This is a genomic window from Clostridium sp. KNHs214, from assembly GCF_000744935.1.
Taxonomy (GTDB): Bacteria; Bacillota; Clostridia; order Clostridiales; family Clostridiaceae; genus Haloimpatiens.
On record NZ_JQMW01000011.1, the window covers coordinates 120,443 to 141,535 of the forward strand.

The 21,093-nt window shown below is 29.6% G+C and carries 17 protein-coding genes and 1 riboswitch; of the genes, 6 read left to right on the forward strand and 11 right to left on the reverse strand.

What is annotated here, in order from left to right; translation table 11 throughout:
• The first annotated feature begins 51 nt into the window (after window positions 1–51).
• Window positions 52–246 (forward strand): Spo0E family sporulation regulatory protein-aspartic acid phosphatase, encoded by a 195-nt coding sequence (locus tag CC89_RS09325; protein WP_035291549.1) that lies wholly within the window; start codon window positions 52–54, stop codon window positions 244–246.
• 33 nt (window positions 247–279) lie between these two features.
• Here CC89_RS09325 and CC89_RS09330 read toward each other — a convergent pair whose 3' ends face one another.
• Window positions 280–669, reverse strand: coding sequence for a hypothetical protein (locus CC89_RS09330; protein WP_035291551.1), 390 nt, complete (start codon window positions 667–669; stop codon window positions 280–282).
• A gap of 157 nt (window positions 670–826) precedes the next feature.
• Here CC89_RS09330 and CC89_RS09335 point away from each other — a divergent pair, with 157 nt between their 5' ends.
• Window positions 827–1,033, forward strand: a complete 207-nt coding sequence (locus CC89_RS09335) for a DUF378 domain-containing protein (protein ID WP_035291552.1) — start codon at window positions 827–829, stop codon at window positions 1,031–1,033.
• Window positions 1,034–1,231: 198 nt separating this feature from the next.
• Here CC89_RS09335 and CC89_RS09340 read toward each other — a convergent pair whose 3' ends face one another.
• On the reverse strand, window positions 1,232–2,938 hold the full coding sequence (locus tag CC89_RS09340) for a Na+/H+ antiporter NhaC family protein (RefSeq protein WP_035291554.1): 1,707 nt from the start codon (window positions 2,936–2,938) through the stop codon (window positions 1,232–1,234).
• Between the two features lie 161 nt (window positions 2,939–3,099).
• Window positions 3,100–3,280: riboswitch (Lysine riboswitch) on the reverse strand.
• Window positions 3,281–4,167: 887 nt separating this feature from the next.
• Here CC89_RS09340 and CC89_RS09345 point away from each other — a divergent pair.
• Window positions 4,168–4,779: a DUF2284 domain-containing protein gene (locus CC89_RS09345; protein WP_035291557.1), complete on the forward strand. Its 612-nt coding sequence runs from the start codon at window positions 4,168–4,170 to the stop codon at window positions 4,777–4,779.
• 274 nt (window positions 4,780–5,053) lie between these two features.
• On the opposite strand, the gene CC89_RS09350 is transcribed toward CC89_RS09345, so the two are convergent.
• Both CC89_RS09350 and CC89_RS09355 read right to left on the reverse strand, forming a co-directional pair.
• Window positions 5,054–5,695, reverse strand: a complete 642-nt coding sequence (locus CC89_RS09350) for a PHP domain-containing protein (protein WP_035291560.1) — start codon at window positions 5,693–5,695, stop codon at window positions 5,054–5,056.
• Window positions 5,696–6,198: 503 nt separating this feature from the next.
• Window positions 6,199–7,854 carry a tetratricopeptide repeat protein gene (locus CC89_RS09355; protein ID WP_035291563.1) on the reverse strand — a complete coding sequence of 552 codons (1,656 nt, stop codon included), beginning with the start codon at window positions 7,852–7,854 and terminating at the stop codon, window positions 6,199–6,201.
• 688 nt (window positions 7,855–8,542) lie between these two features.
• On the opposite strand from CC89_RS09355, the gene CC89_RS09360 reads away from it, so the two are divergent.
• From CC89_RS09360 to CC89_RS09370, 3 genes are all read left to right on the forward strand, one after another.
• Window positions 8,543–9,754 carry a CapA family protein gene (locus CC89_RS09360; RefSeq protein ID WP_035291566.1) on the forward strand — a complete coding sequence of 404 codons (1,212 nt, stop codon included), beginning with the start codon at window positions 8,543–8,545 and terminating at the stop codon, window positions 9,752–9,754.
• A 118-nt stretch (window positions 9,755–9,872) separates the two neighbouring features.
• A complete protein-coding gene (locus CC89_RS09365) occupies window positions 9,873–11,231 on the forward strand; it encodes a Mur ligase family protein (protein WP_185750724.1) in 1,359 nt (452 codons plus the stop codon).
• Window positions 11,232–11,369: 138 nt separating this feature from the next.
• Window positions 11,370–12,110: a type 1 glutamine amidotransferase gene (locus CC89_RS09370; RefSeq protein WP_035291569.1), complete on the forward strand. Its 741-nt coding sequence runs from the start codon at window positions 11,370–11,372 to the stop codon at window positions 12,108–12,110.
• A 149-nt stretch (window positions 12,111–12,259) separates the two neighbouring features.
• Here the strand turns inward: CC89_RS09370 and CC89_RS09375 are convergent, their stop codons facing one another.
• From CC89_RS09375 to CC89_RS09400, 7 genes are all read right to left on the reverse strand, one after another.
• A complete protein-coding gene (locus CC89_RS09375) occupies window positions 12,260–12,454 on the reverse strand; it encodes an alpha/beta-type small acid-soluble spore protein (RefSeq protein WP_035291571.1) in 195 nt (64 codons plus the stop codon).
• Between the two features lie 169 nt (window positions 12,455–12,623).
• Window positions 12,624–15,221, reverse strand: coding sequence for an ATP-dependent chaperone ClpB (gene clpB, locus CC89_RS09380; protein WP_035291573.1), 2,598 nt, complete (start codon window positions 15,219–15,221; stop codon window positions 12,624–12,626).
• A 140-nt stretch (window positions 15,222–15,361) separates the two neighbouring features.
• Window positions 15,362–16,561: a tetratricopeptide repeat protein gene (locus CC89_RS09385; RefSeq protein ID WP_286161336.1), complete on the reverse strand. Its 1,200-nt coding sequence runs from the start codon at window positions 16,559–16,561 to the stop codon at window positions 15,362–15,364.
• A 79-nt stretch (window positions 16,562–16,640) separates the two neighbouring features.
• Window positions 16,641–17,963 carry a helix-turn-helix domain-containing protein gene (locus CC89_RS09390; protein WP_035291576.1) on the reverse strand — a complete coding sequence of 441 codons (1,323 nt, stop codon included), beginning with the start codon at window positions 17,961–17,963 and terminating at the stop codon, window positions 16,641–16,643.
• A gap of 259 nt (window positions 17,964–18,222) precedes the next feature.
• Window positions 18,223–18,399, reverse strand: a complete 177-nt coding sequence (locus CC89_RS20495) for a YtxH domain-containing protein (RefSeq protein ID WP_185750725.1) — start codon at window positions 18,397–18,399, stop codon at window positions 18,223–18,225.
• Window positions 18,400–18,609: 210 nt separating this feature from the next.
• A complete protein-coding gene (gene rnhC / locus CC89_RS09395; RefSeq protein ID WP_185750726.1) occupies window positions 18,610–19,548 on the reverse strand; it encodes a ribonuclease HIII in 939 nt (312 codons plus the stop codon).
• Between the two features lie 31 nt (window positions 19,549–19,579).
• On the reverse strand, window positions 19,580–20,614 hold the full coding sequence (locus CC89_RS09400) for a YkvA family protein (RefSeq protein WP_035291578.1): 1,035 nt from the start codon (window positions 20,612–20,614) through the stop codon (window positions 19,580–19,582).
• Window positions 20,615–21,093 lie beyond the last annotated feature (479 nt).

The following is a 21,093-nucleotide window of genomic DNA, read 5'->3' on the forward strand; positions in this document are numbered from 1 at the left end:
AGTATTAGTATATAACACTGAGATAAAAATTTTATTATAGGAGTTGATAATATGAATCTTTCAGAAAAAAGAGCAAAACTAAAAAAACAGATAGCCTATTTACAAAATAAACTAAACAACTCCGTGATCTGCGCTGATGACAATTTAGGCAATAACAAGCTTATCCTTAAAGCTAGCATGGAATTAGACGAGCTTATAAATTCATATATGGATCTATTAAATAGAGATACAGATAACGACTATTGACATAAAATTACCATTACATCAATAGTCGCTTATCTAATTATCTTCCTTCTTCATTGCCTTATTAGGCTTAGCCTTTGGCTTTATTATATCTTTTTTATTATTCTTCTTTTTATCATAAGGACTTATATATCGCCCTTTAGTATCATCAGATTGAATAGTTTCAGAGCCCTTCATGAATCCTTTTAAATCCATATACCACAATAAGAATATAATACTTAAACCTGATAATGCAATACCCAAAATACCATAAGGATTTACCCTTAGAAACGATTGAAGAACTATGGTAGATAGGCCTAATACTAACACTATCCATTTATGTTTTATTTTAACTTTTCTTAAAACATATTTTTTTAGCAAATTATAAGCTATCAACATAATAATAGAAAAAACTAATATTTTTAGTATAGCCATAAATATTTTCATTTGTACCACCTCCTTAAGTCCTAATTATAAGCCTCATAATAATAATTTTATCATAAAATTCATCATATATGTAATTAAATATTTGTTTTCCGTATTAAAACTCTGAAAAATGTAAATAATAACTATGAAAATTATTATTAGAAGGAGATGTTTAATTTTGAGAACATTAGATAATATTGCTCTTTTATTAGTAGTGATTGGAGCAATTAACTGGGGCCTTATAGGATTCTTTAGATTTGACTTAGTTGCTGCTTTATTTGGTAACTTAAGCACATTTTCAAGAATAGTATATGCCCTTGTAGGTATAGCGGGTCTTTACGCTATTTCCTTCTTTGGCAGAGATAGAAGAGAAATAGAAGAATAAAATAAATTTAATCCCCAGTTCTAATTTCAACGCTCCAAATCACCACCATAAGTATTGGAAGCTTGAAATTAAACACTGGGGATTATATTGGTTATTCATTGCTTTTCCTAGTATCTAAAATAGAAATTTGAATATAAATATCAAAGTTCAAATATCAAATCCCCATTATTTATCACCTATTATTATAAAACTAGCACACTAAATATCCCCTTCTACTGGTTTTCCTACAAATCTAACAATTGCAAACAAAATAAGTGAATCCAATAAAAGAACTATATAAACTGGCACTCCTAAAGTAACTGGTATATAGCCAAATACTCCTGTAATAAATGCCACACATAGTGAATAGGACATTTGTGTTTTAACGTGTTTAATATGGTCACATCCAGCTCCCATGGAAGATAATATAGTAGTATCTGAAATTGGTGAGCAGTGATCTCCAAAGATTGCCCCTGTTAAAACTGCACTTATGCTGATAGTTAAATATCTAAAATCCCCTGAAGCCATAGCACTAGCAAGAGGTATTGTAAGTGGCATAAGTATTCCCATAGTTCCATAAGAAGTTCCTGTTGCAAAAGATATTATAGACGCCATTATAAATATTAATGTTGGAAGTAAAAATACTGGTATTTTATTTGAAAGCATGGAAACTAAAAACTTAGCAGTTCCTAAATCTTTTATTACAGCACTTAATGACCAAGCTAAAAGAAGTATAACTCCTGTTATAACCAAAGTTTTTGTTCCTTCAACCCATGTATCTATTGCCTCTGAAACTGTAAATATTTTTTGAACTACACCCATAAATATAGCAACGATACTTGCAAATAGAGCTGATTGAAATAAAACTATACTAGCATCGGATGCTCCAAAAGCCTCTCTTATAGCTGCAAAAGATACAGGTGCAGTATTAAATAACTCTATAAGTCCTTTATCTTCTCCTGCCATAATAGCATAATAACCATTTAAGTAAAATCCTATAAAAGCTCCTAATATCAATACCAAAATAGGTATTATTGCATTCCAAACATTTAACTTAATACCTTCCTTAGGCTCTAACTCTTTAGAATCTATTTTATCTAAATCTTCTTTGTTAATTCCATTTCTAGCATCTTTCTCAGCCTTAAGCATAGACCCAAATTCTCTAAGAGTTATAGCTGTAAATACTATAAATATCAAAATCAATATATTATAAAATCTATATGGTATTGTAGAAACAAATGTATTATATGCATTAGCCTTTACACCTACTTGCTGAAAACCATCTTTTATTAAGCTAACCTCATAGCCTACCCAAGTGGATATAAGAGCTATACCTGCTATAGGTGCTGCTGTAGCATCTATTATAAAAGCTAATTTTTCTCTTGATACTTTCATCTTATCCGTTACTGGACGCATTATAGGTCCTACTATAAGAGAATTAGCATAATCATCGAAAAATACAAGTATTCCTAAAATCCAAGTAATAATTTGAACACTTACAGGGGATTTTGCCTTTTTAGATAAAGATTCTGCTATAGCCTTTGCCCCCCCCATTTTAGATATAAGAGCTATAAGCCCTCCTATAGCTAAACACTGAAGTATTATTCCTGCATTCCAAGGGTCTGCAAGAGATTTTAAAATCTGATTTACCACCATTAAAAATGCAGTTGGTACTACAGATATAAGATTAACTCCGTTTAGTTGAAGTAAAATTGCTCCTGAAAATACTCCTAAAAATAAAGATAAAACTACATTTTTAGTCATAAATGCAAGGACTATTGCCACCACCGGTGGAACCAATGTCCAAAATCCAAATCTTTGAGCATTTAAAGCAGCCTTGTCCACTTCCTCAGCAAAAACAGTTAAATTTACTGAATAAATCATAATAAATGTAATTAGTACAAATAAAAATCCTTTTCTTCTCATTTTCTTCTCCTCCTGTTAATTTTGGAAGAGAACTAGTGAACAACTAAAAAAGGCCTTGAGCTAAACTCAAGGCCGAATACACATTAGGATATATAGAGAACTACATACTGCAAAGCAATATAAAATGTTCTCATTTAAAATTCCTTAACGCGTAAACATTGTTGACCAATAGCTCTCCACAAATAATTGCTTACTTGTGACAGTGATATATATATTTTATACATCCCCAGCATTGAAGATTTAAAGCATCCTCTTCAAGCTTCGGCGATATTTCCTTTCCTGCTACTTCATAGTGCTTACCTCATTAGCAGTACTCTTAAACACCGCACCTCTATTTTCACAAATATTTACTTAAAAATAATCATATATGTTTTTAATTAGAACTTATGTAAATGCATTTACCTATGGGTTGATTATAATAAGCTTTTCCCGTTATGTCAAGTTTTTTTTATTTTTTTACAGAAGTTTAGCACTTAAAATTTTTTTGGCGTAAGCCACTGATTTATAATGAAAGATTGAGTTTTATCTTGAAAAACATAAATTCCCATTTTTACTGGAAATTATAGAGAAAAAATTTGCAAAATAAAAGCATCCTTTTTATAATAGTTTTGCTTAAAACAAACACAAAAAGGATGCTGATAAAATGAGAAAAAGTTATTTAAAACAATTACCTTCGTGGTACTATTTGGATTTATGCTTCAGGTAGATATTATTGAAGACATAAGAGATGAAAGATTTATTATAGAAGATAGTTGGGATAACCCACTTTTTGTGAAAACTTAAAATAAAAATAAAATTGGAAATTATTTATTAAGGTTTCATGGGGTAGGGGAAAGTGTAGCTATTTTTGCGACCTATCGGTCTGTGGGCTTACCAGCCCTTTAATTAAGTGTAAAAAAATACAATTCCAGTAAAAATAAAATTTTTACTGGAATTTAGGTGCGAAATCTCTGATTTTTTTAAACCTATTACCTAGTGGCCTTTTCATATATAGAAATCCCCTTAAAAGCTCTTTAATTATATATATAAAATAGTATACTTAATAATATACTATAAAAATTCTCCATAAATTTAATATTTAAACTTTGACATTTATATTTTAAATACATAACTGAGAATTAGCGTTCAACATCTAGCATCTAGCCAATTATAATTTACAACAAAAAAATACTGCACAATTAAAAAATATTAATAGAAAATTAAATATTATATAGAAAGGATGATTTAAAATGAATGATTTCCCTATAAATTATAAGGTAGCAGAAACTACCATAGATAAGCTTTTAAAATTCTTTAAAAAATCTACTATACGTGGCTATTGCAAAAATTGTCCAAACTTCCAAAAGGTTTGGTCCTGTCCTCCCTATGATTTTTCGGAAGAAGAGTATATACACAATTATAAATTTGCGTATATAATTGGTGCTAAACTAAATTACAGTGACATAAGAGAATATGTAGACAAACTTATTTGCAATAGTATGGATAATATTCACATATCAACAGATATTTACTATAAACTTAGGGGAATTGTGGATAAAAATATGTTTTCTATGGAAAACTTATATAATGATTCAAAAATACTTTTAGGGGGTAAATGCACTTTATGCAATGAGTGTGCAAGAGAAAAAAATAGCCCTTGCCTTCACCAGGATAAATTAAGATATTCCCTAGAAAGCTTAGGCTTTGAAGTTTCTTCAATAACAGAAAATATTCTAAAGGATAAGATAATATTTACAGGAGATTCTCTTCCACCATACTGTCTGTCCATATATGCACTTTTCTCAAAGGAACAGCTTTCAACAAAAGAGTTAGAAATGCAATTAACAAGTAGTGTACATTAATATTAAGCATTGAGTGCTACTCATTTTTAATTATCTACTGAAATATAAATCTGCGAACTACAAGTAAATTAAAAACCATGCACATAAAGAAATTTATTTTCTCATTTATGCATGGTTTTTGTATTTTACATCACTTTTATAAATTTATTTATCCGATGACTACCTGCCGTAACACTCCCACTTCTAACAAAGTGGGAGATAACGGCAGCTACGTCCCTGGATAACGATTTCTAACCTTCAGTTGGAGTAAAAACTCCATCTGAAGCTAAGAGCTCTATTTATTGTAGCCCATATATAAATCTATATCCTTAAATCCCTCTTCTGTTTTCATAACAGGATGAAAATTGCCATCTTTTATTGCTTGAATAAAATCTTTTTCATCCTTAATGTCTGTTAAAAATCTTGTAGCATAAGTTCCTATCTTATCTATAATATGTGCATCACTAGCTCCAACACAAGGTATTCCTAACTCTACTGCTAAAGTAAAACCCTGAAGATTATGATGTGGTAAAGTACTTCCATTAAAAGTTTCTATGGCATTTAAGTATTTAGTTCTTCTTATGTTTTCTCCTAAGCCCCTATTATTATTTCTAAAAGGGTGAGCACTTATAGCTATTCCACCTTTTTCTTGAACCATCTCTGTAAGTTCCCAAGCATGAATTTTTTTCTCTGGTAACTTATCCATTCCAAAAACTAAAACATCTCCCTCGTGGGTCAATATTTCTGCACCCACTATAACTGTAAAGTTCATTTTTTTAGCTACTTCTTTAGCCTCTTTCCTAATAAAATCATTATCATGATCTGTTATACAAATTCCATCTAATCCTATTTTTTTAGCTTGTTCAATAACTTCTTCTAATGTCATTTTGCTATCAGAAGAATACTTACTCTCATGAATATGTGTATCTATAATCATTTTATCAACTCCATTCCATGTCTCTTATAGCACCTGTTGTATATAAGTAAATTAATTTTATTATCCTGTAGGCATTTTCTAGACTACTATATGGATTACCTAAATATGAGTTATAAATATAATTTATAATAAATAATTTAAATGACATTATTTATTACAATTTGATTTTTATAAAAAATAACTTTACAAAACCACGTTAAACTACCATTAATTTATATTTTCTTTTTAATTAAGACATTTTTCTATCAATTATATTTATTTTTTACATACCCGCAACAAGAATTTTAGCACATAAATTATTACTTTCAATTCTTATTACAAATTACTATTGTTTACTCTATTTTTATTGATTTTTTAAATACATCTTTAAATAAATAAAAAATAAGAACTGAGTATATATAAATTACTCAGTTCCTAAACTATACTAATTAAAATACTACCTATTAAATAATATATTTTTTATACTTGTATTGCAAATTCACTATCATTTTATGCCTACTTTCCTAATAAAATAAAGTTAACTCAGGAATTTCAATAGTAGAGCTATTTGCACTTTTATATTGTTCGTGAAGTCTCTTGATCTTTTGGAAGTTCTTTTCTATAATATCAAAGGAACTTGATGGGTATCCTTTAATTTTCTTTGCTCCTTCGTAGGCCTTATTCATAGTAGAAAATCCATTTTCTACATCTGATGCTCCGATAATATAATAAACAGCTATATTATTTAAAGTTAAAAGATCTTCTTTATCCTCAGCATAAGCCTTGTCTAAAAATTCTTTAGCCTCCTTATATTTTCCCTTATAAGAATAAAAAACTGAAAGAGTTCTGTAATATTTGGTTTCTGTTGGATTTAATTTAATACACTGTTTTAAAATTTCTTCACCTTTGGAATTATTATTATCTAAATATATAGTGGCAATATTATACTTAATTTCACTATTGTCCTTATTCAATTTTTCTGCAATCTGGTAGTATTTTATAGAATTATCCATGTCGCCTTGAACAGACCAAAAATAATTTCCTGCATTCATCATTATATTGTGGTTAAAAGGCTCTCTATAAAAGGCTTCCGAGTAATGTGCAACAACTGAGTTGCTATTTTTATTTTCACCTAGTATTTCTGGCATTAAATATCCATAATTATCTGTATATAAAGGATTTTCTTCTATGGATTTTAAGCAGTACTCCTTGGCTTTATCCTTTTGCTCCTTTTTTAAATAATACCACGCTATGGAATGATTAGCTGCATAACTATCCTTGTACTTTTCTTTAAGTTTTTCTTCTACCTTTTTCGCATTATGAAAATCTCCTACATTACTATATATAGATAACTTTATCATATTACAGCTTAAACTTTCTTTATCTATATTCTCATCTCTTAAAAGTTTTAATGCCTCTTCACAGTTTTCAGGTTTTAAAGAATAAACCTTCGCAAGCCAAAGTTTGTACATAATACTTTCTTCTTTTTCTTTAGTCCCTTTTTTAAGAGTATTTATCTTATTTACAGTTTTAGTAAAATTAGAAGTTGCCATTTGAGAAATAGTATCATAAATTACTATATTATCCTTATCTTTTTTATAAGCTTCCTTTAAACTATCTATTCCCTTATCCACATCTCCAATAGCTATGCATAATTTACCATACTCAGCTAAATCCTCTGAATACTTTTTGCTTATAGGGTAATTATTTAAAAGTTCCCTAGCTTTATTGCTTTGCCCTTCCATATGGTATAAAGTTATCATATGATTTAATATTATTTTATTTTTAGGGTATAATTTTACCCCTTCTTCTCCTTCTTTTAAAGCCTCCTTATATTTTCCTTCTATGAAATAATTGGACATTACATAAGAAAGTGCCTCTTGATTTTTTGTATATTTCATGGCTTTCACTTTATCCATGTATTCTTTAGATTTCTTTTCATCGCCCTTTATGTAATATATCCTGCTTATTTTTGCATAATATAAGGGCTCCTTCTTTTTTTTATTAGCTAAATCATTATATTTTACTATGGATTCATCATATTTTCCCTGCAAAAATAAACTTTGTGCATTTTTCTTCTCTCTTTTAATTAATTTAACTTCCCTTATATTTATAGCTATTAAAATTAATAGTATTGCAGCTCCGAGAGCAAGCCATTGCTTTTTTCCAATTTTCATCATAAAACTCACCTCTTTATTATTTTATCAGAAAATTTCAACAAAGTCATAGATTTTTCAATAATAACCTTTTAATGTGAAATTTAAAATGCAAAATTTAAATTGAAGATTGAAATAAGTTTCAAATTTGGTAAGGTACATTCATATAAATAACAAGTCAAAGATGCTGGTATATTTTGTGTCAGACAAGGAAGCCGATTACGCCTTTAATAGAACTATCAGTGGAACCTGCTGACGCAAAATAGACTAGCATACACTGACTTGTTATTTATTTGAATGTACCTAAAAATTTATTTGAATGTGCTTAACTGCGAAAGTTCAATTATAATGAACATGTAAATAAAAATTTATAAATTACTATACAATAAAGGGCACTATTACATAGACTTTTATATGTTAATATTATAAAATTATATTTGTATAGTCACTAGTAAATTTCTACGCTGTAGTCATAGATGATTTTTTGAACTTTATGCTAATTTTATTTAATTTATCCGATGACTACCTGCCGTAACACTCCCACTTCTAACAAAGTGGGAGATAACGGCAGCTACGTCCCTGGATAACGATCTCTAACCTTCAGTTGGAGTAAAAACTCCATCTGAAGCTAAGAGCTCTGTTTATATAGAATACTAATTCTTTTTAATTCTATAATACTAGTGTAATCATTTATTAATAAAGGGGGATAAAAATGGGAGTTAGACAAACTAGGAGAAAGCATAAATTAAAAATAAAAAATATTAAAAGATTTTTTCTTTCTTCAGCCTTATCCTTATTGATACTTATATTGATTTTTGCAGTTATATATAGCAAATTAGGAGATAAAAAAGTTTCTAAAAATACTAATGGAAATAAGGGTATTTCCACAGAAAATAAAGACAAAACTAATAAAAAAGGAACCTCCTCAAAGGATAAAAAAGCATCAAAGGAAGAAAATAAAGAGGATACTTATTCAGAAGTTTTAATAAATTCTGTGGGAGATTGCACTATAGGTACAGATACTAAATTTGCATATAGCACTAGTCTTCCTTGCATGCTAGAAAAAAATAATAATGACTTTTCCTACTTTTTCAAAAATGTATCTAGCATATTCAAAAACGATGATCTTACTATCGCTAATTTAGAAACTACTTTTACTAATGCCACTGTTAAGAAACAAAAGAATTTTAACTTTAAAGCCGATCCTTCTTATGCCAAAGCGCTAAAATTAGGTTCTATTGAATCTGTAAATATTTCAAATAATCATATATATGATTATTTAGATAAGGGTTTTCAAGATACAAAACAAGCCCTAAAAACTCAACAAATACTTTACTTTGGAGAAGGCGAAAAAGTTATTAAAAATATTAAAGGTGAAAATTTTGGTCTTCTTGGTTATCAAGCCTGGTCAGGTAGCAAAGAATTTTTAAATAAATTAAAAAAGGACATAAATGAATTAAAAAGTAAAAACTGCACAGTTATTATAAATTTTCATTGGGGAGCAGAAAGACAATATGAGCCAAATGCTACTCAAAAAAATATAGCTCATTTTGCCATAGACAACGGTGCTGACCTTATAATAGGCCATCATTCTCATGTGATTCAAGCTATAGAAAAGTATAAGAATAAAATAATATGCTATAGCATGGGAATTTTCTGCTTTGGTGGAAATTCCAACCCTAGTGATAAAGATACATTTATATTAGGAACCAAATTTAAATTTAAAGACCATAAGCTTCAGGGTTACGAAACTAAAATTATTCCTTGCAGCATATCTTCAAAAAGCAATATCAATGACTACTGTCCAACACCAGCTAAAGGTTCTGAAAAGGAAAGAATTTTAAATAAAATTAAAAATCTCTCCCCCACTTATAAAAATAATATAAAAGATGAATTTCTTTCTGTGGCAAGCAGCAAACAGTAATAAATTTAAAGTAAATTCAATGCTTTACTTCTGATCTTTTTATATAATTATGAAACAATAATAAATTAAAACTAAAGAAAATATATCCACGGAATTATAAATTCCTATAAACAAAGGGGTGTTTAAAATTAAGACAAAAGAATTTTTCAGCATAATAATTTCAAAAATAGTTCTAAAACTTTCCAAAACTTTTTTAAAAGGGGGAAGTAATTTCCCAGGAAAAGTGGCATTAAAAATATGTCCTGATATTTTAAAAACCATTGGTGCTGGCTATAATGTAATAATAGTCACTGGTACCAATGGAAAAACTACCACTACTAGTATGATACACAATGTATTAGAGGCTTCTGGGAAAAATGTAATTACAAATAATACGGGAGCAAATATGTTACCTGGAGTAGTGGCGTGTTTTGTAGAAAATTTTTCTTTCAAAAGAAAAAATGAAGATGTATTCGCTGTAATGGAAGTGGATGAAGCCAATGTAAAATTCATAACTAAATATTTAAAACCTGAAATAATAACTATAACAAACCTATTTAGAGATCAACTAGATAGATATGGTGAAGTGTATACTACTTTAAATAAAATACTTGAAGGAGTTAATCTTTCACCTAAATCAAAGCTTGTTTTAAATGGTGATGAATCTTTACTTGGAGATTTAGAATTAGAAAATCCAGTAATATACTATGGATTTAAAACAGCACTAGATAAAAACAAAAAAATAGATGTAAACGCAGATGCTAAGTTCTGTAAAAAATGCAAAGCTCCATACAAATATAACTTCATAACTTACAATCATTTAGGAGATTACTATTGTGACAACTGCGGATTTAAAAGACCTGAACTTAAATACTATGTAGATGAGTTTTCAGAAATAACACCTTCCTATTCTCTAGTAAATATAAACGGAAAGGAAGTTTCTATAAATCAGCCTGGTACCTATAATATATATAATGGTCTTTGCGCCTACTCTATATGTAGAGAATTGGAAATAGAAGAAGATAACATAATAAATTCTTTGAAAAATCAACAAAGCTCCTTTGGAAGACAAGAAGAAATAAATATAGAGGGCAAGGAAATTAAAATTATTCTAGTTAAAAATCCTGCTGGTTATGATGAAGCCCTTAACACCATAATTTTAAATAAGACTTCCTTAGATATGTGTTTCCTCTTAAATGATAATTATGCAGATGGAAGGGATGTATCTTGGATTTGGGATGTAAACTTTGAAAAACTTAAAGACTTGTCCATAGGAAAAATTTTCATATCCGGCTCAAGACTTTACGATATGGCCATACGATTAAAAATAGCTGGTTTAGACCAAAATAAATTTGCACTATGTGAAATTGGAGAAGAACTACTTGAAAACATAAAAAATTCTCCAAATAGCAAAGTATACATTTTAGCTACTTACACAGCCATGATTGATTTTAGAAAATTCCTTCACAGTAAAGGATATATAAATAAACTGTGGTAATTTTCATATTTAATATCTTAACTTTAATATTTATATTGTAAACACAGTTAAAATGTCCAGTACTATACCCAAGTATTAGTACTGGGATACTTGAGACTAAAAACTATTACCTTATTTATTAGAAAGATGGTGGATTTATTGGAACTAAACATTTGTCATTTATACCCAGACCTTTTAAATGTATACGGAGATATGGGAAACATATTAATATTAAAACACAGAGCTGAACAAAGAGGCATTAGAGTTAACGTACTAAATGTTTCTATGGGAGATACTTTTCAAAAAAATGATTATGATATAGTATTCTTCGGCGGTGGTCAAGATTACGAGCAATCAATCGTTTCTGAGGATCTTATTAAAAATAAAAAAGATGCTCTAAAAGACTATATTGAAGACGGCAAAGTATTTCTTTCCATATGTGGTGGATACCAGCTTTTAGGTAAATACTACACCACTCCTACAGGAGAAAAATTAAACGGTCTTGATATTTTAGATATATACACAGAGGCAGGAAATACAAGATTTATAGGAAACACTGTAATATATAACCCTATATTTAAAGAAACTTACGTAGGTTTTGAAAATCACTCAGGAAGAACTTACATAGGCAAAGCTCTAAAACCATTAGGTGAAGTTAAGATAGGTTACGGAAACAATGGTGAAGATGGATATGAAGGTTGTATTTACAAAAATACCTTTTGTACTTATTTCCACGGCTCCTTGCTTTCAAAAAATCCTGAACTAGCCGACAGACTTTTATACACTGCCTTAGAAAACAAATACAAAACCTTTAATTTTCCAGAGTTAGATAACTCTCTAGAAATAAAAGCAAAAGAATTTATAGTAAAAAGAGAAAATAAGAACCAAAGCAGAGGCTAGTGGGCTAGAAAAGCGAAGCTTTTCTAGCCCCTTTTTTAATTAAAAAATTTTTCGCTGTGCGAAAAATTCACCTTAACTGGACCCCTAGCACTCTGGCACCCTAGCACACTAATCTCTGCCCCCTAGCACACTAATATCTAGCAAACTAATTATTTCTCCGTCATCTTCTCTTCTGCTTTTTTCACCATTCTCCTAACCATTTCACCACCTACATTTAAAGTTGGATCTCCAGAGTCCATATCTGGAGAATTCTTATGAATTAATCCCAATTCCTTTGCCACTTCTATTTTAAAGCTTTCTAATTCTGCAGCAGCATTAGGAACCAAAGGTCTTTTCCTTGACATATAAATCTCATCTCCCTGCAATTTTACTAATACTATTTTCTCCAAGATTAATATTTATATTCAAGGAAAAACAACTGAACAATGATCAATTGTCAATGATCATTGTTCAGTGTTCATTTCTTATTCATCATTTCTTATTTCTCATTGGTAATTGTTCATTTCTTATTGTTCATTTGCCAATTCTCAACTCTCCCTCTAATTCATCGACCCTAACATTATCACCTTCTTTAATGTCTCCCTTAATAATGCCCTTAGCTATTTCAGTTTCTAAAGTTCCTTCTATATATCTCTTTAATGGCCTTGCACCATATACTCCATCAAAGCCTTCTTTAGCCATAAGCCTCATAGCTTCTTTGGTAACTTCCAAGTTTATATTCTTTTCTTGAAGTCTTCTTCTTATATCCCTTAAGAATATTTCCACTATGTGTTGAATTTCATCATCTGTAAGTGGCTTGAACATTATTATGTCGTCTAATCTATTTAGAAATTCTGGTTTAAATCTATTTTTCATGGTTTCCATTACTTTTTTTCTTATGTTTTCATCTATACCATCGGTTTTATTATTTTCTAAGAGGTAGCTGCTTCCTATATTAGAAGTCATTATTATTATAGTGTTTTTGAAGTCTACTACCTTTCCCTTATTATCTGTAAGTCTTCCGTCGTCTAATATTTGAAGGAATATATTAAATACATCATCATGAGCTTTTTCAATTTCATCAAATAAAACCACACTATATGGTTTACGCCTAACTGCTTCAGTGAGTTGACCTCCTTCTTCATAACCTACATATCCTGGAGGCGCTCCTATTAGTCTTGAAACTGAATATTTCTCCATATATTCAGACATATCAATTCTTATTATATTTTCTTCACTGTCAAATAAAGTTCTAGCTAAAGTTTTGGCTAACTCGGTTTTACCCACACCAGTAGGTCCTAAGAATATAAAAGAACCTATAGGCTTTTTTTCGTCCTTAAGTCCTGCTCTAGCCCTTATAACTGCATTTGATACAGCCTTTACTGCTTCTTTTTGTCCTATGACTCTCCTAGAAAGCTCCTCCTCTAATTTTACAAGCTTTTGCCTTTCCTCCTCTACTAATTTAGATACTGGTATTCCTGTCCATCTAGATAGAATTTCTGAAATCTCTTCTTCTGTAACCTCTTCTTTTAAAAGAGCTGTATCTGAGTGTTCCCTTATTTCTTTTTCAAAATTCTTTATTTCATCTTCAATTTTAGGAATGGAGCCATATTTAATTTCAGCCACTTTATTAAAGTCTGCTTCTCTTTCTGCTTTCTCCATGTCTCCTCTAGCTTTATCTAAACTTTCTTTTAAATTTCTAATTTTAACTATTTGATCTTTTTCCTTTTGGTATTTAGAGGACATTTCATTGTCCTTTTCTTTCAACTCGCTTAATTCCCTTTCTAAAACTTCTAATCTCTTTTTAGAAGCCTCATCCTTTTCTCTCAAAAGAGCTTCCTTCTCAGTTTGAAGTTGAAATAATTTTCTCTTAACTTGATCCAGCTCAGTAGGCAAACTATCAATCTCTGTCCTTATCATAGCTCCTGCCTCATCTATAAGGTCTATTGCTTTATCTGGAAGATATCTATCACTTATATATCTATGAGAAAGCTTAACTGCACTTACAATGGCAGAATCATGAATTCTAACTCCATGGTGTATTTCAAATCTTTCCCTTAATCCTCTCAATATAGATATGGCATCCTCTACAGTAGGCTCATCCACAACCACCGGCTGAAATCTTCTCTCCAAGGCCTTATCCTTTTCTATATACTTTCTATATTCATCAAAGGTAGTAGCTCCTATGCAGTGAAGTTCTCCCCTAGCAAGCATTGGCTTTATAATATTTCCCGCATCCATAGAGCCTTCAGTTTTTCCTGCTCCTACTATGGTGTGTATCTCATCTATGAAAAGAATTATCCTTCCATCGCTGTTCTCTACTTCTTTTAATACAGCCTTTAATCTTTCCTCAAATTCTCCTCTAAACTTAGCTCCTGCAATTAAAGCTCCCATATCTAAAGAAAATATAGTCTTATCTTTTAATCCGTCGGGTACGTCTCCTCTTACAATTCTCTCAGCTAACCCTTCTACTATAGCTGTTTTACCTACACCAGGTTCGCCTATTAAAACTGGATTATTCTTAGTTCTCCTTGAAAGTATCCTAACAACTCTTCTTATTTCTTCATCTCTTCCTATAACTGGATCTAACTTATGCTTTTTAGCATCTTCCACTAGATTTCTTCCATACTTAACCAAAGCTTCATAAGTACCTTCTGGATCTTGTGTATCAACTCTTTGACTTCCCCTCACCTGAGCTAAAACCTCCATAAAGTTCTTTTTATTTATATGATATTTAGAAAATATTTTTCCTAAATCTCCTCCACTGCAAACCTCCATCATAGAAAGCATTACGTGTTCCACACTAACATAAGAATCCTTAAAATCCTTAGCTATATCTTCCGCCTTTAAAAATATTTGCTCAAATCTTCTAGAAGCATATACCCCCGCTGACTCTGCTCCTTCACCAGTTATTTTAGGCATATTATCTAAAGTTCTATGAGTGTCCTCTCTTAAACTTCTAATGTCTATTCCCATCTTTGAAAATATATTAGGTATAAGCCCATCATCCTGTGACAAAAGCGCCATAAAAAGATGAATGCCATCTAATTGTTGATGATTATATTTCACGGCTACTAGTTGTGCCTCATTTATACTTTGTTGAACTTTTAATGTCAATTTATCTATATCCATATTATTCACCTCTCTTATATTATTACCAATTTTATATTTAAATAATATTATAAAAGTCAAAGAAAGTCAAAGTATATTTCACCCAACAGATACTTAAAAATCACCAAAAAAATAAATAAAGATGCTAAATGCACCTTTACCTATATTTTTTTCTCCATTTTAAGCGCTAAATCAAAATATTTCAACGCATCTCCTATACTTCCTAAATTATAATACATATGTCCCATTTCTAAATATCTCTCATATAATTCTTTATTACTCCCAAACTTAACCAAAGCATCTAAACATAAATTCATACAAATTTCAGCTTGATCTTCTTCCTTTAACTTGCTTAAAATTTTTGCCTTATAGTAATATGCCTTTTCTATAAACTCTAATTTGTCTACTTCTATAGCATAGTCTAAAACCTCATTACATACTTCTTTACCAAAATCCAACACATCATTGTTACAAAGTTCCTCTACTACCCCAAGCATAAAATACACCAAATTGAACTTATCGTGCTTTGGAAAATACTTTATAGATTTTTTTACATATTCAACTGCTTTTTCTTTTTCTTTCAAACGAAACAAAGTAACTGCATAATTGTACATAGCAATAGCCTTTTTCTCATTATTATCGCCATATAGCTCATTTGCTTTCTGCTTATATTTTTTAAAGCACTCCTTATTTTCTCTTAAGCACATCATTGCTAACAAATGATAAATTTCAGCCTTTTTATTTTCGTCTTTCTCTAATTCAACTATTTCAGCAAGTTCATTGGAAACTTCATAAGCTTTTTCATATTCCTTAAGCATAATATTACAAACTATTTCATTATATGTTGTTATTACTAGGTATTCTTGCTTTAAATTTTCATCTAAAACTAAAAACTTTCTTACATCTTCATAGAAATTTATGGCTTGTCTATATTCCTTATTTGCAAAGCAATATCTAGACATATCCAAATAATATATTATTCTATTTCTGTCATTATAAACCTTTTGATATAAATCATAAAATTCACTAGTAATAAGCTGTATGTTTTCCAAAGTATTCTTATCTATATAATAATTAAATAGTGTATGCATAAAACTAAAAGCGTTATCATAAAACTTGTGATTTATAGCTACTTTTAAATTATATCTAAGCTTTTCTTCATACTCATTTAAATTAGTATTACCTTTTAACATCTGAAAATTTTCTTCTAATTGCTCTTTCACACCTTGCTTTAAATATTCCAAATCTAATTCTAACTTTTTCGCTATATATTTTAATATATCTTCCTCAGCATCTACCTTATCATTTTCCACACAACTTAATTTAGAAACAGAAATTTTATCCCCACATACATCCTTCAAAGTCAAACCCTTGTATATTCTTGCTCTCTTTATTTTTTCTCCCCTGCTCAATATTTCCATATAATCACCTATCCGTAATTTAAAAATCTTTTATTATTCCTAGCTCCTTGAATAATTCAACCCCCTCACTTAAATATACAGAAGCTTTATTTTCGTTACCTGTTTCTACATAAAACTTACCTAACACTATGTTTATTTCCCCAACTTTCTTCTTAAGACCATTTTCTTTAGCTATATTAAGTGCTTGAAAAAGTGATCTCTCTGCCTCTATTAAATCATCTTCCATCCTATCTATCTTATGTTTTAACATATAGTAATTCATTAAATCAATATTATTTTCTAATTGCTCTCCTTCATCTTTTTCAATATACGAATAAATATCTTTTAAAACTTCTTTTCCACTAGAAACATCCTTTAATTTTATGTAATTTTCACATATATTTATTAATGTTTCTATTAAACTTCTATCCCCATTTAATTTTCTTATTTCCTTTGCTTTATTTAAGTGAATAAACGACTCTTCTATGTTTTGAAAATCAGCAAAGAGTATACCCATGTCATTTTCAATCTTTCCTAAATAGTTCACATTATTTATTTCCTTAAATAATTCCAAGCTCTTTTTAGAATATTTTATAGCTTCTTCTAACTCCCCTTGTTTACTGTATTCTTCAGCTAAAAGCATCATGGATTTAGCATATCTTTCTTTGTCGTTTATTTGAACAAATTTTTCCTTTGCAAGATAAGTATAATTTATAGACTTACTTATATTTTCCAGTTTTAAAAAAGTCAATGCGGTATAATAATATATTTCCCCGATAAGAAAATCATTTCCAATTCTATTATCCATAAAAACCTTTTCAGCTTGTTGGAAATAGCTTCCCGCAGAGTGATATGCCTTTAAATCCAAGGTTATCTTTCCCAATTTTATAAATGTTCTTATTACTTCTTCATAACAATTATTTTTAATAAAAATTACATTAGCAGATAAAAAAAGTTGTTGTGCTAAAACTTCTTCCCCTTTTAACATATGTATAGTTGCTCTCAAAAATAAAATATTTGCTTTTCTGTATTCCAGCCTATACTTTTCAGCATAATAAAGAGCACTTTCTATATTACGTTCTGCTTGTACTAAATCATTGCTTATGATATAAGTCTCAGCAATATTTTCGTAAAATAAGCATATTTTTTCTGCTTGTGTTTCTTCACTTTCCATTATATACTCCACAGAAATATTAAGCCTATTTGCTAAGTATCCAAGTAAATCCATGCTTGGATTAGATTTACCTGACTCTACCAAACTTATTTGTCCTGGGGTAATTCTTTCCCCTGCCAAATCCTTAAGGGTCATACCCAATTCTTTACGTCTTCTTTTAATTTTTTCTCCCAAAGATAATATCTCCATACCTTATCTTCCTTCACTTATGTAGAATATTTTATTTATTTGCAAAAGTTCCTTAAATTATCTTTTATTATACCATATTTTTTATCTTTTCTGCAAAATATGTTTTAATAATTTTAATGTTTATTTAAATATAAAAAAAATTAAGGTACGCGAAAAGAAATAACAAGTCAAAGCTGCTAGTAAATAATTATGTAGATACATTCTAAATACAAATAAAGACCACTATCAAAAATAAATTGATAGTAGCCTTCCACTTCAATTAATGCATACGTCCATTTATATTGTAATACAAGTCTTCTGCAGTATTTCTCATTCTTTTACCAGCTTTTCTAATTCTTTTTCTGGTGCTCCTATCCATGTTTGAAGCCACAATAAGTCCTGTTGCAATACCGATCATAGCTCCAACGGTCATTTTATTCATCATTCTTCCCTTCAAATTACACACCACCTTTCATTCCTCATTCATAGCATGAATAAAGTTCTTCGCTCAAAGAGTTTTACTCCCTCAAAACTTAGAACTTATTATCCAGGGCATAACTACTGTTAATTACCACATCTATAGAAGATGAGAGTGTTGCAGTTTGCAGCCATCGGATAAAAATAATTATTACTATTATGATGTGCAATTTATAAAAAATAATCCATGTTAAATTTTTTTAAATGTAGAAAAATGAATTTTTGCTACTTCATTAAGCCTACCTTTACCAAACTTATGAGCAAAATCCTTGCCCACTTCTATGGTCATATTTGAAGCTCCTTTTATAAATTCTATTCCATATTCCTTACTCATTTGCTTCATATTTTTCACAAAGGCATCCCTTGCTAATATACTTGCTGCTGCCACCACAACATTTTCTTCTGCCCTAGGTCTCTGCTGTAAATTCACATTTCTTCCCTTTTCCATTAGAGCATTTTTTATAAGATTTGGATTTCCAAATTGATCTGATAAAACATTTTCACATTCTACCTTTTCAAGAACATTCTCAATCACTCTAGCATGCCCCCAGGCCAAAAGTTTATTTAAATTTCCTATTTTTTCGTAAATGATATTATACTTCTTATTACCTACCACCACAATAGAATAGGTGCATAATTTTTTTATATCTTCTGCTATAGAAGATATCTTTTTATCTGTAAGTTTTTTGCTATCATCTACTCCCAAAGTTCTAAGTATTCTTTGGGTATTTTCATCTGCATATACCCCTGCTATTACTAAAGGGCCAAAGAAATCTCCTTTTCCTGACTCATCAGTACCTATAAGAGGCTTTAATCCTTCTGTAGTTTCATTAGTTAACATTCCTTCATTTTTCTTTATACATTCATTTTTCTCTATTCCTTTATTGTTTATTACATATTCACTATTATTTATACTTTCCCCGTCATATCCCATTAAAGTTTCTCTTATAAGTTGTTCATTTTCCTGAGACTTTACTCCTGAAAAATCACAAGTTATGCCCTTTTTTTTACTATGATAAACTCTTATATTTTCTCTCATTCCATTAATATTAACTCCAAATTGAAGACCGTAATTTATCTCTTTATACTGTTCCACTGGCCATCTCCTAGAAGTGAACTTGTCCTTCATATATTCATAGCACTGGAACTTGTCCCTTATACTACTTAACCATTCCATCTTTACACCTATCCTTTTTATTCACCTTTATATCTTTATTATATTCATCCTGATTTTTTTCTTTCTGAGAGGCTTTTAAAGCAAATAAAAGTTTTGATACTCTTTCTGCTCCCATTATATTTGACATATAGTATACTCCATCTTTTACTATAGCTATAATATCATCTTCTCCTTGCCAATTCTCAAGTATTATTTCCTGAGGAATGTCATTGAAAATCTTATTAAGCCCAAAGAAAGCCACTGCTACATCATCTATTTTACCTATAAAAGGAATAAAATCCGGAAATATATCTATTGGGAAACCTAAATAGGTTATTATAAGTCCTAATTGTACTTTTACCTTTTTACTAACTCTCTCATCTTTAAATAATCTTACAAAAAGAGCCGCTATATCTGGCAAAAGCATAGCATATTTAGCTATATTTTTATACTTATCTGGCACCTTTTTTATAACATTACTTCTAAATTCAGTATATCCATCTTCCTTTTTTTCTATAACTATTAACTCATCATCATCCTGTGTTTCCTTAGAATCTAAATCCTTATCCTCTTTTAATAATTCTTTTAAATTAATATTTAAACTTTCTAATTCTACTTTAATATTTTTTTCTACACTTATGGATAAAATATTAAAATTAGCACCTGGTATGTGTTCCTCTAATTTATCCATTGCCACCACCACAAAATCCTTGTCCACAAAAATTCCATACTCTTTTAAAGAGGACATAGCTTTTTTTATGCCAAAATTTTTAAGAAAATTAAATACCTTAAATTTACCTAGTCTAACCTCTTTTATTTGAAGTTTAATCATATTATTTACAACAGAGCATACCTGTAAAACTACCACAAAAGACATCTTAATTTTTCCATTGTAACTTGCCTTTATGATAATATCCTCATTAAGCAACACTGCATCTATATTTAAACCCTTATTAGGCAAAAATTCTCCCACCAAATCCTTTAATATACTCAACAAATCCTCACTGCTTAATACAATATTTACTGAAGAAATTCTCATATCTACTTCCCCCTAATCTCTTAATTATAATACCTGGCGTCCAGTACCTAATCCCTAAAATAACTAATACTTAGAGATTATTACTTGCCACTTATAAGTATGTTTATTATACAAATATCAAAATTTAAATATTGTTCATTTTCAGCAGAAACTGAAAATACTCCTTCTTTGTTATTTGTTATTCATACTTTATTATTTGGTTTTCATACTTTGTTATTTGGTTTTTAAACTTCCTACATTAATAATACTACACTTATCTTCTCAATTCCACGAATTTTTCATATTTTACCTTCTCAACAGTAGGTAATCACGGCATAAACAAAGTTATTGATGCTATGATTATACTTATGCGTTAATTGCAAACTCTTTTCCATCATTTACTTTATAAAATTTTATCTATAATATTGGACTTTAGCTTATTAATTTTGTATAATAATGTTGTTCGACATATTTCGACATTGTGAAATTAGAAAGGATGA

What these genes read in the sequence shown, in the direction of transcription:
- CC89_RS09325 (WP_035291549.1), top strand. Translation starts at nt 52, where the DNA reads ATGAATCTTTCAGAAAAAAGAGCAAAACTAAAAAAACAGATAGCCTAT.
- CC89_RS09330 (WP_035291551.1), bottom strand. Translation starts at nt 669, where the DNA reads ATGAAAATATTTATGGCTATACTAAAAATATTAGTTTTTTCTATTATT.
- CC89_RS09340 (WP_035291554.1), bottom strand. Translation starts at nt 2,938, where the DNA reads ATGAGAAGAAAAGGATTTTTATTTGTACTAATTACATTTATTATGATT.
- CC89_RS09345 (WP_035291557.1), top strand. Translation starts at nt 4,168, where the DNA reads ATGAATGATTTCCCTATAAATTATAAGGTAGCAGAAACTACCATAGAT.
- CC89_RS09350 (WP_035291560.1), bottom strand. Translation starts at nt 5,695, where the DNA reads ATGATTATAGATACACATATTCATGAGAGTAAGTATTCTTCTGATAGC.
- CC89_RS09355 (WP_035291563.1), bottom strand. Translation starts at nt 7,854, where the DNA reads ATGATGAAAATTGGAAAAAAGCAATGGCTTGCTCTCGGAGCTGCAATA.
- CC89_RS09360 (WP_035291566.1), top strand. Translation starts at nt 8,543, where the DNA reads ATGGGAGTTAGACAAACTAGGAGAAAGCATAAATTAAAAATAAAAAAT.
- CC89_RS09375 (WP_035291571.1), bottom strand. Translation starts at nt 12,454, where the DNA reads ATGTCAAGGAAAAGACCTTTGGTTCCTAATGCTGCTGCAGAATTAGAA.
- clpB (WP_035291573.1), bottom strand. Translation starts at nt 15,221, where the DNA reads ATGGATATAGATAAATTGACATTAAAAGTTCAACAAAGTATAAATGAG.
- CC89_RS09390 (WP_035291576.1), bottom strand. Translation starts at nt 17,963, where the DNA reads ATGGAGATATTATCTTTGGGAGAAAAAATTAAAAGAAGACGTAAAGAA.
- rnhC (WP_185750726.1), bottom strand. Translation starts at nt 19,548, where the DNA reads ATGAAGGACAAGTTCACTTCTAGGAGATGGCCAGTGGAACAGTATAAA.
- CC89_RS09400 (WP_035291578.1), bottom strand. Translation starts at nt 20,614, where the DNA reads ATGAGAATTTCTTCAGTAAATATTGTATTAAGCAGTGAGGATTTGTTG.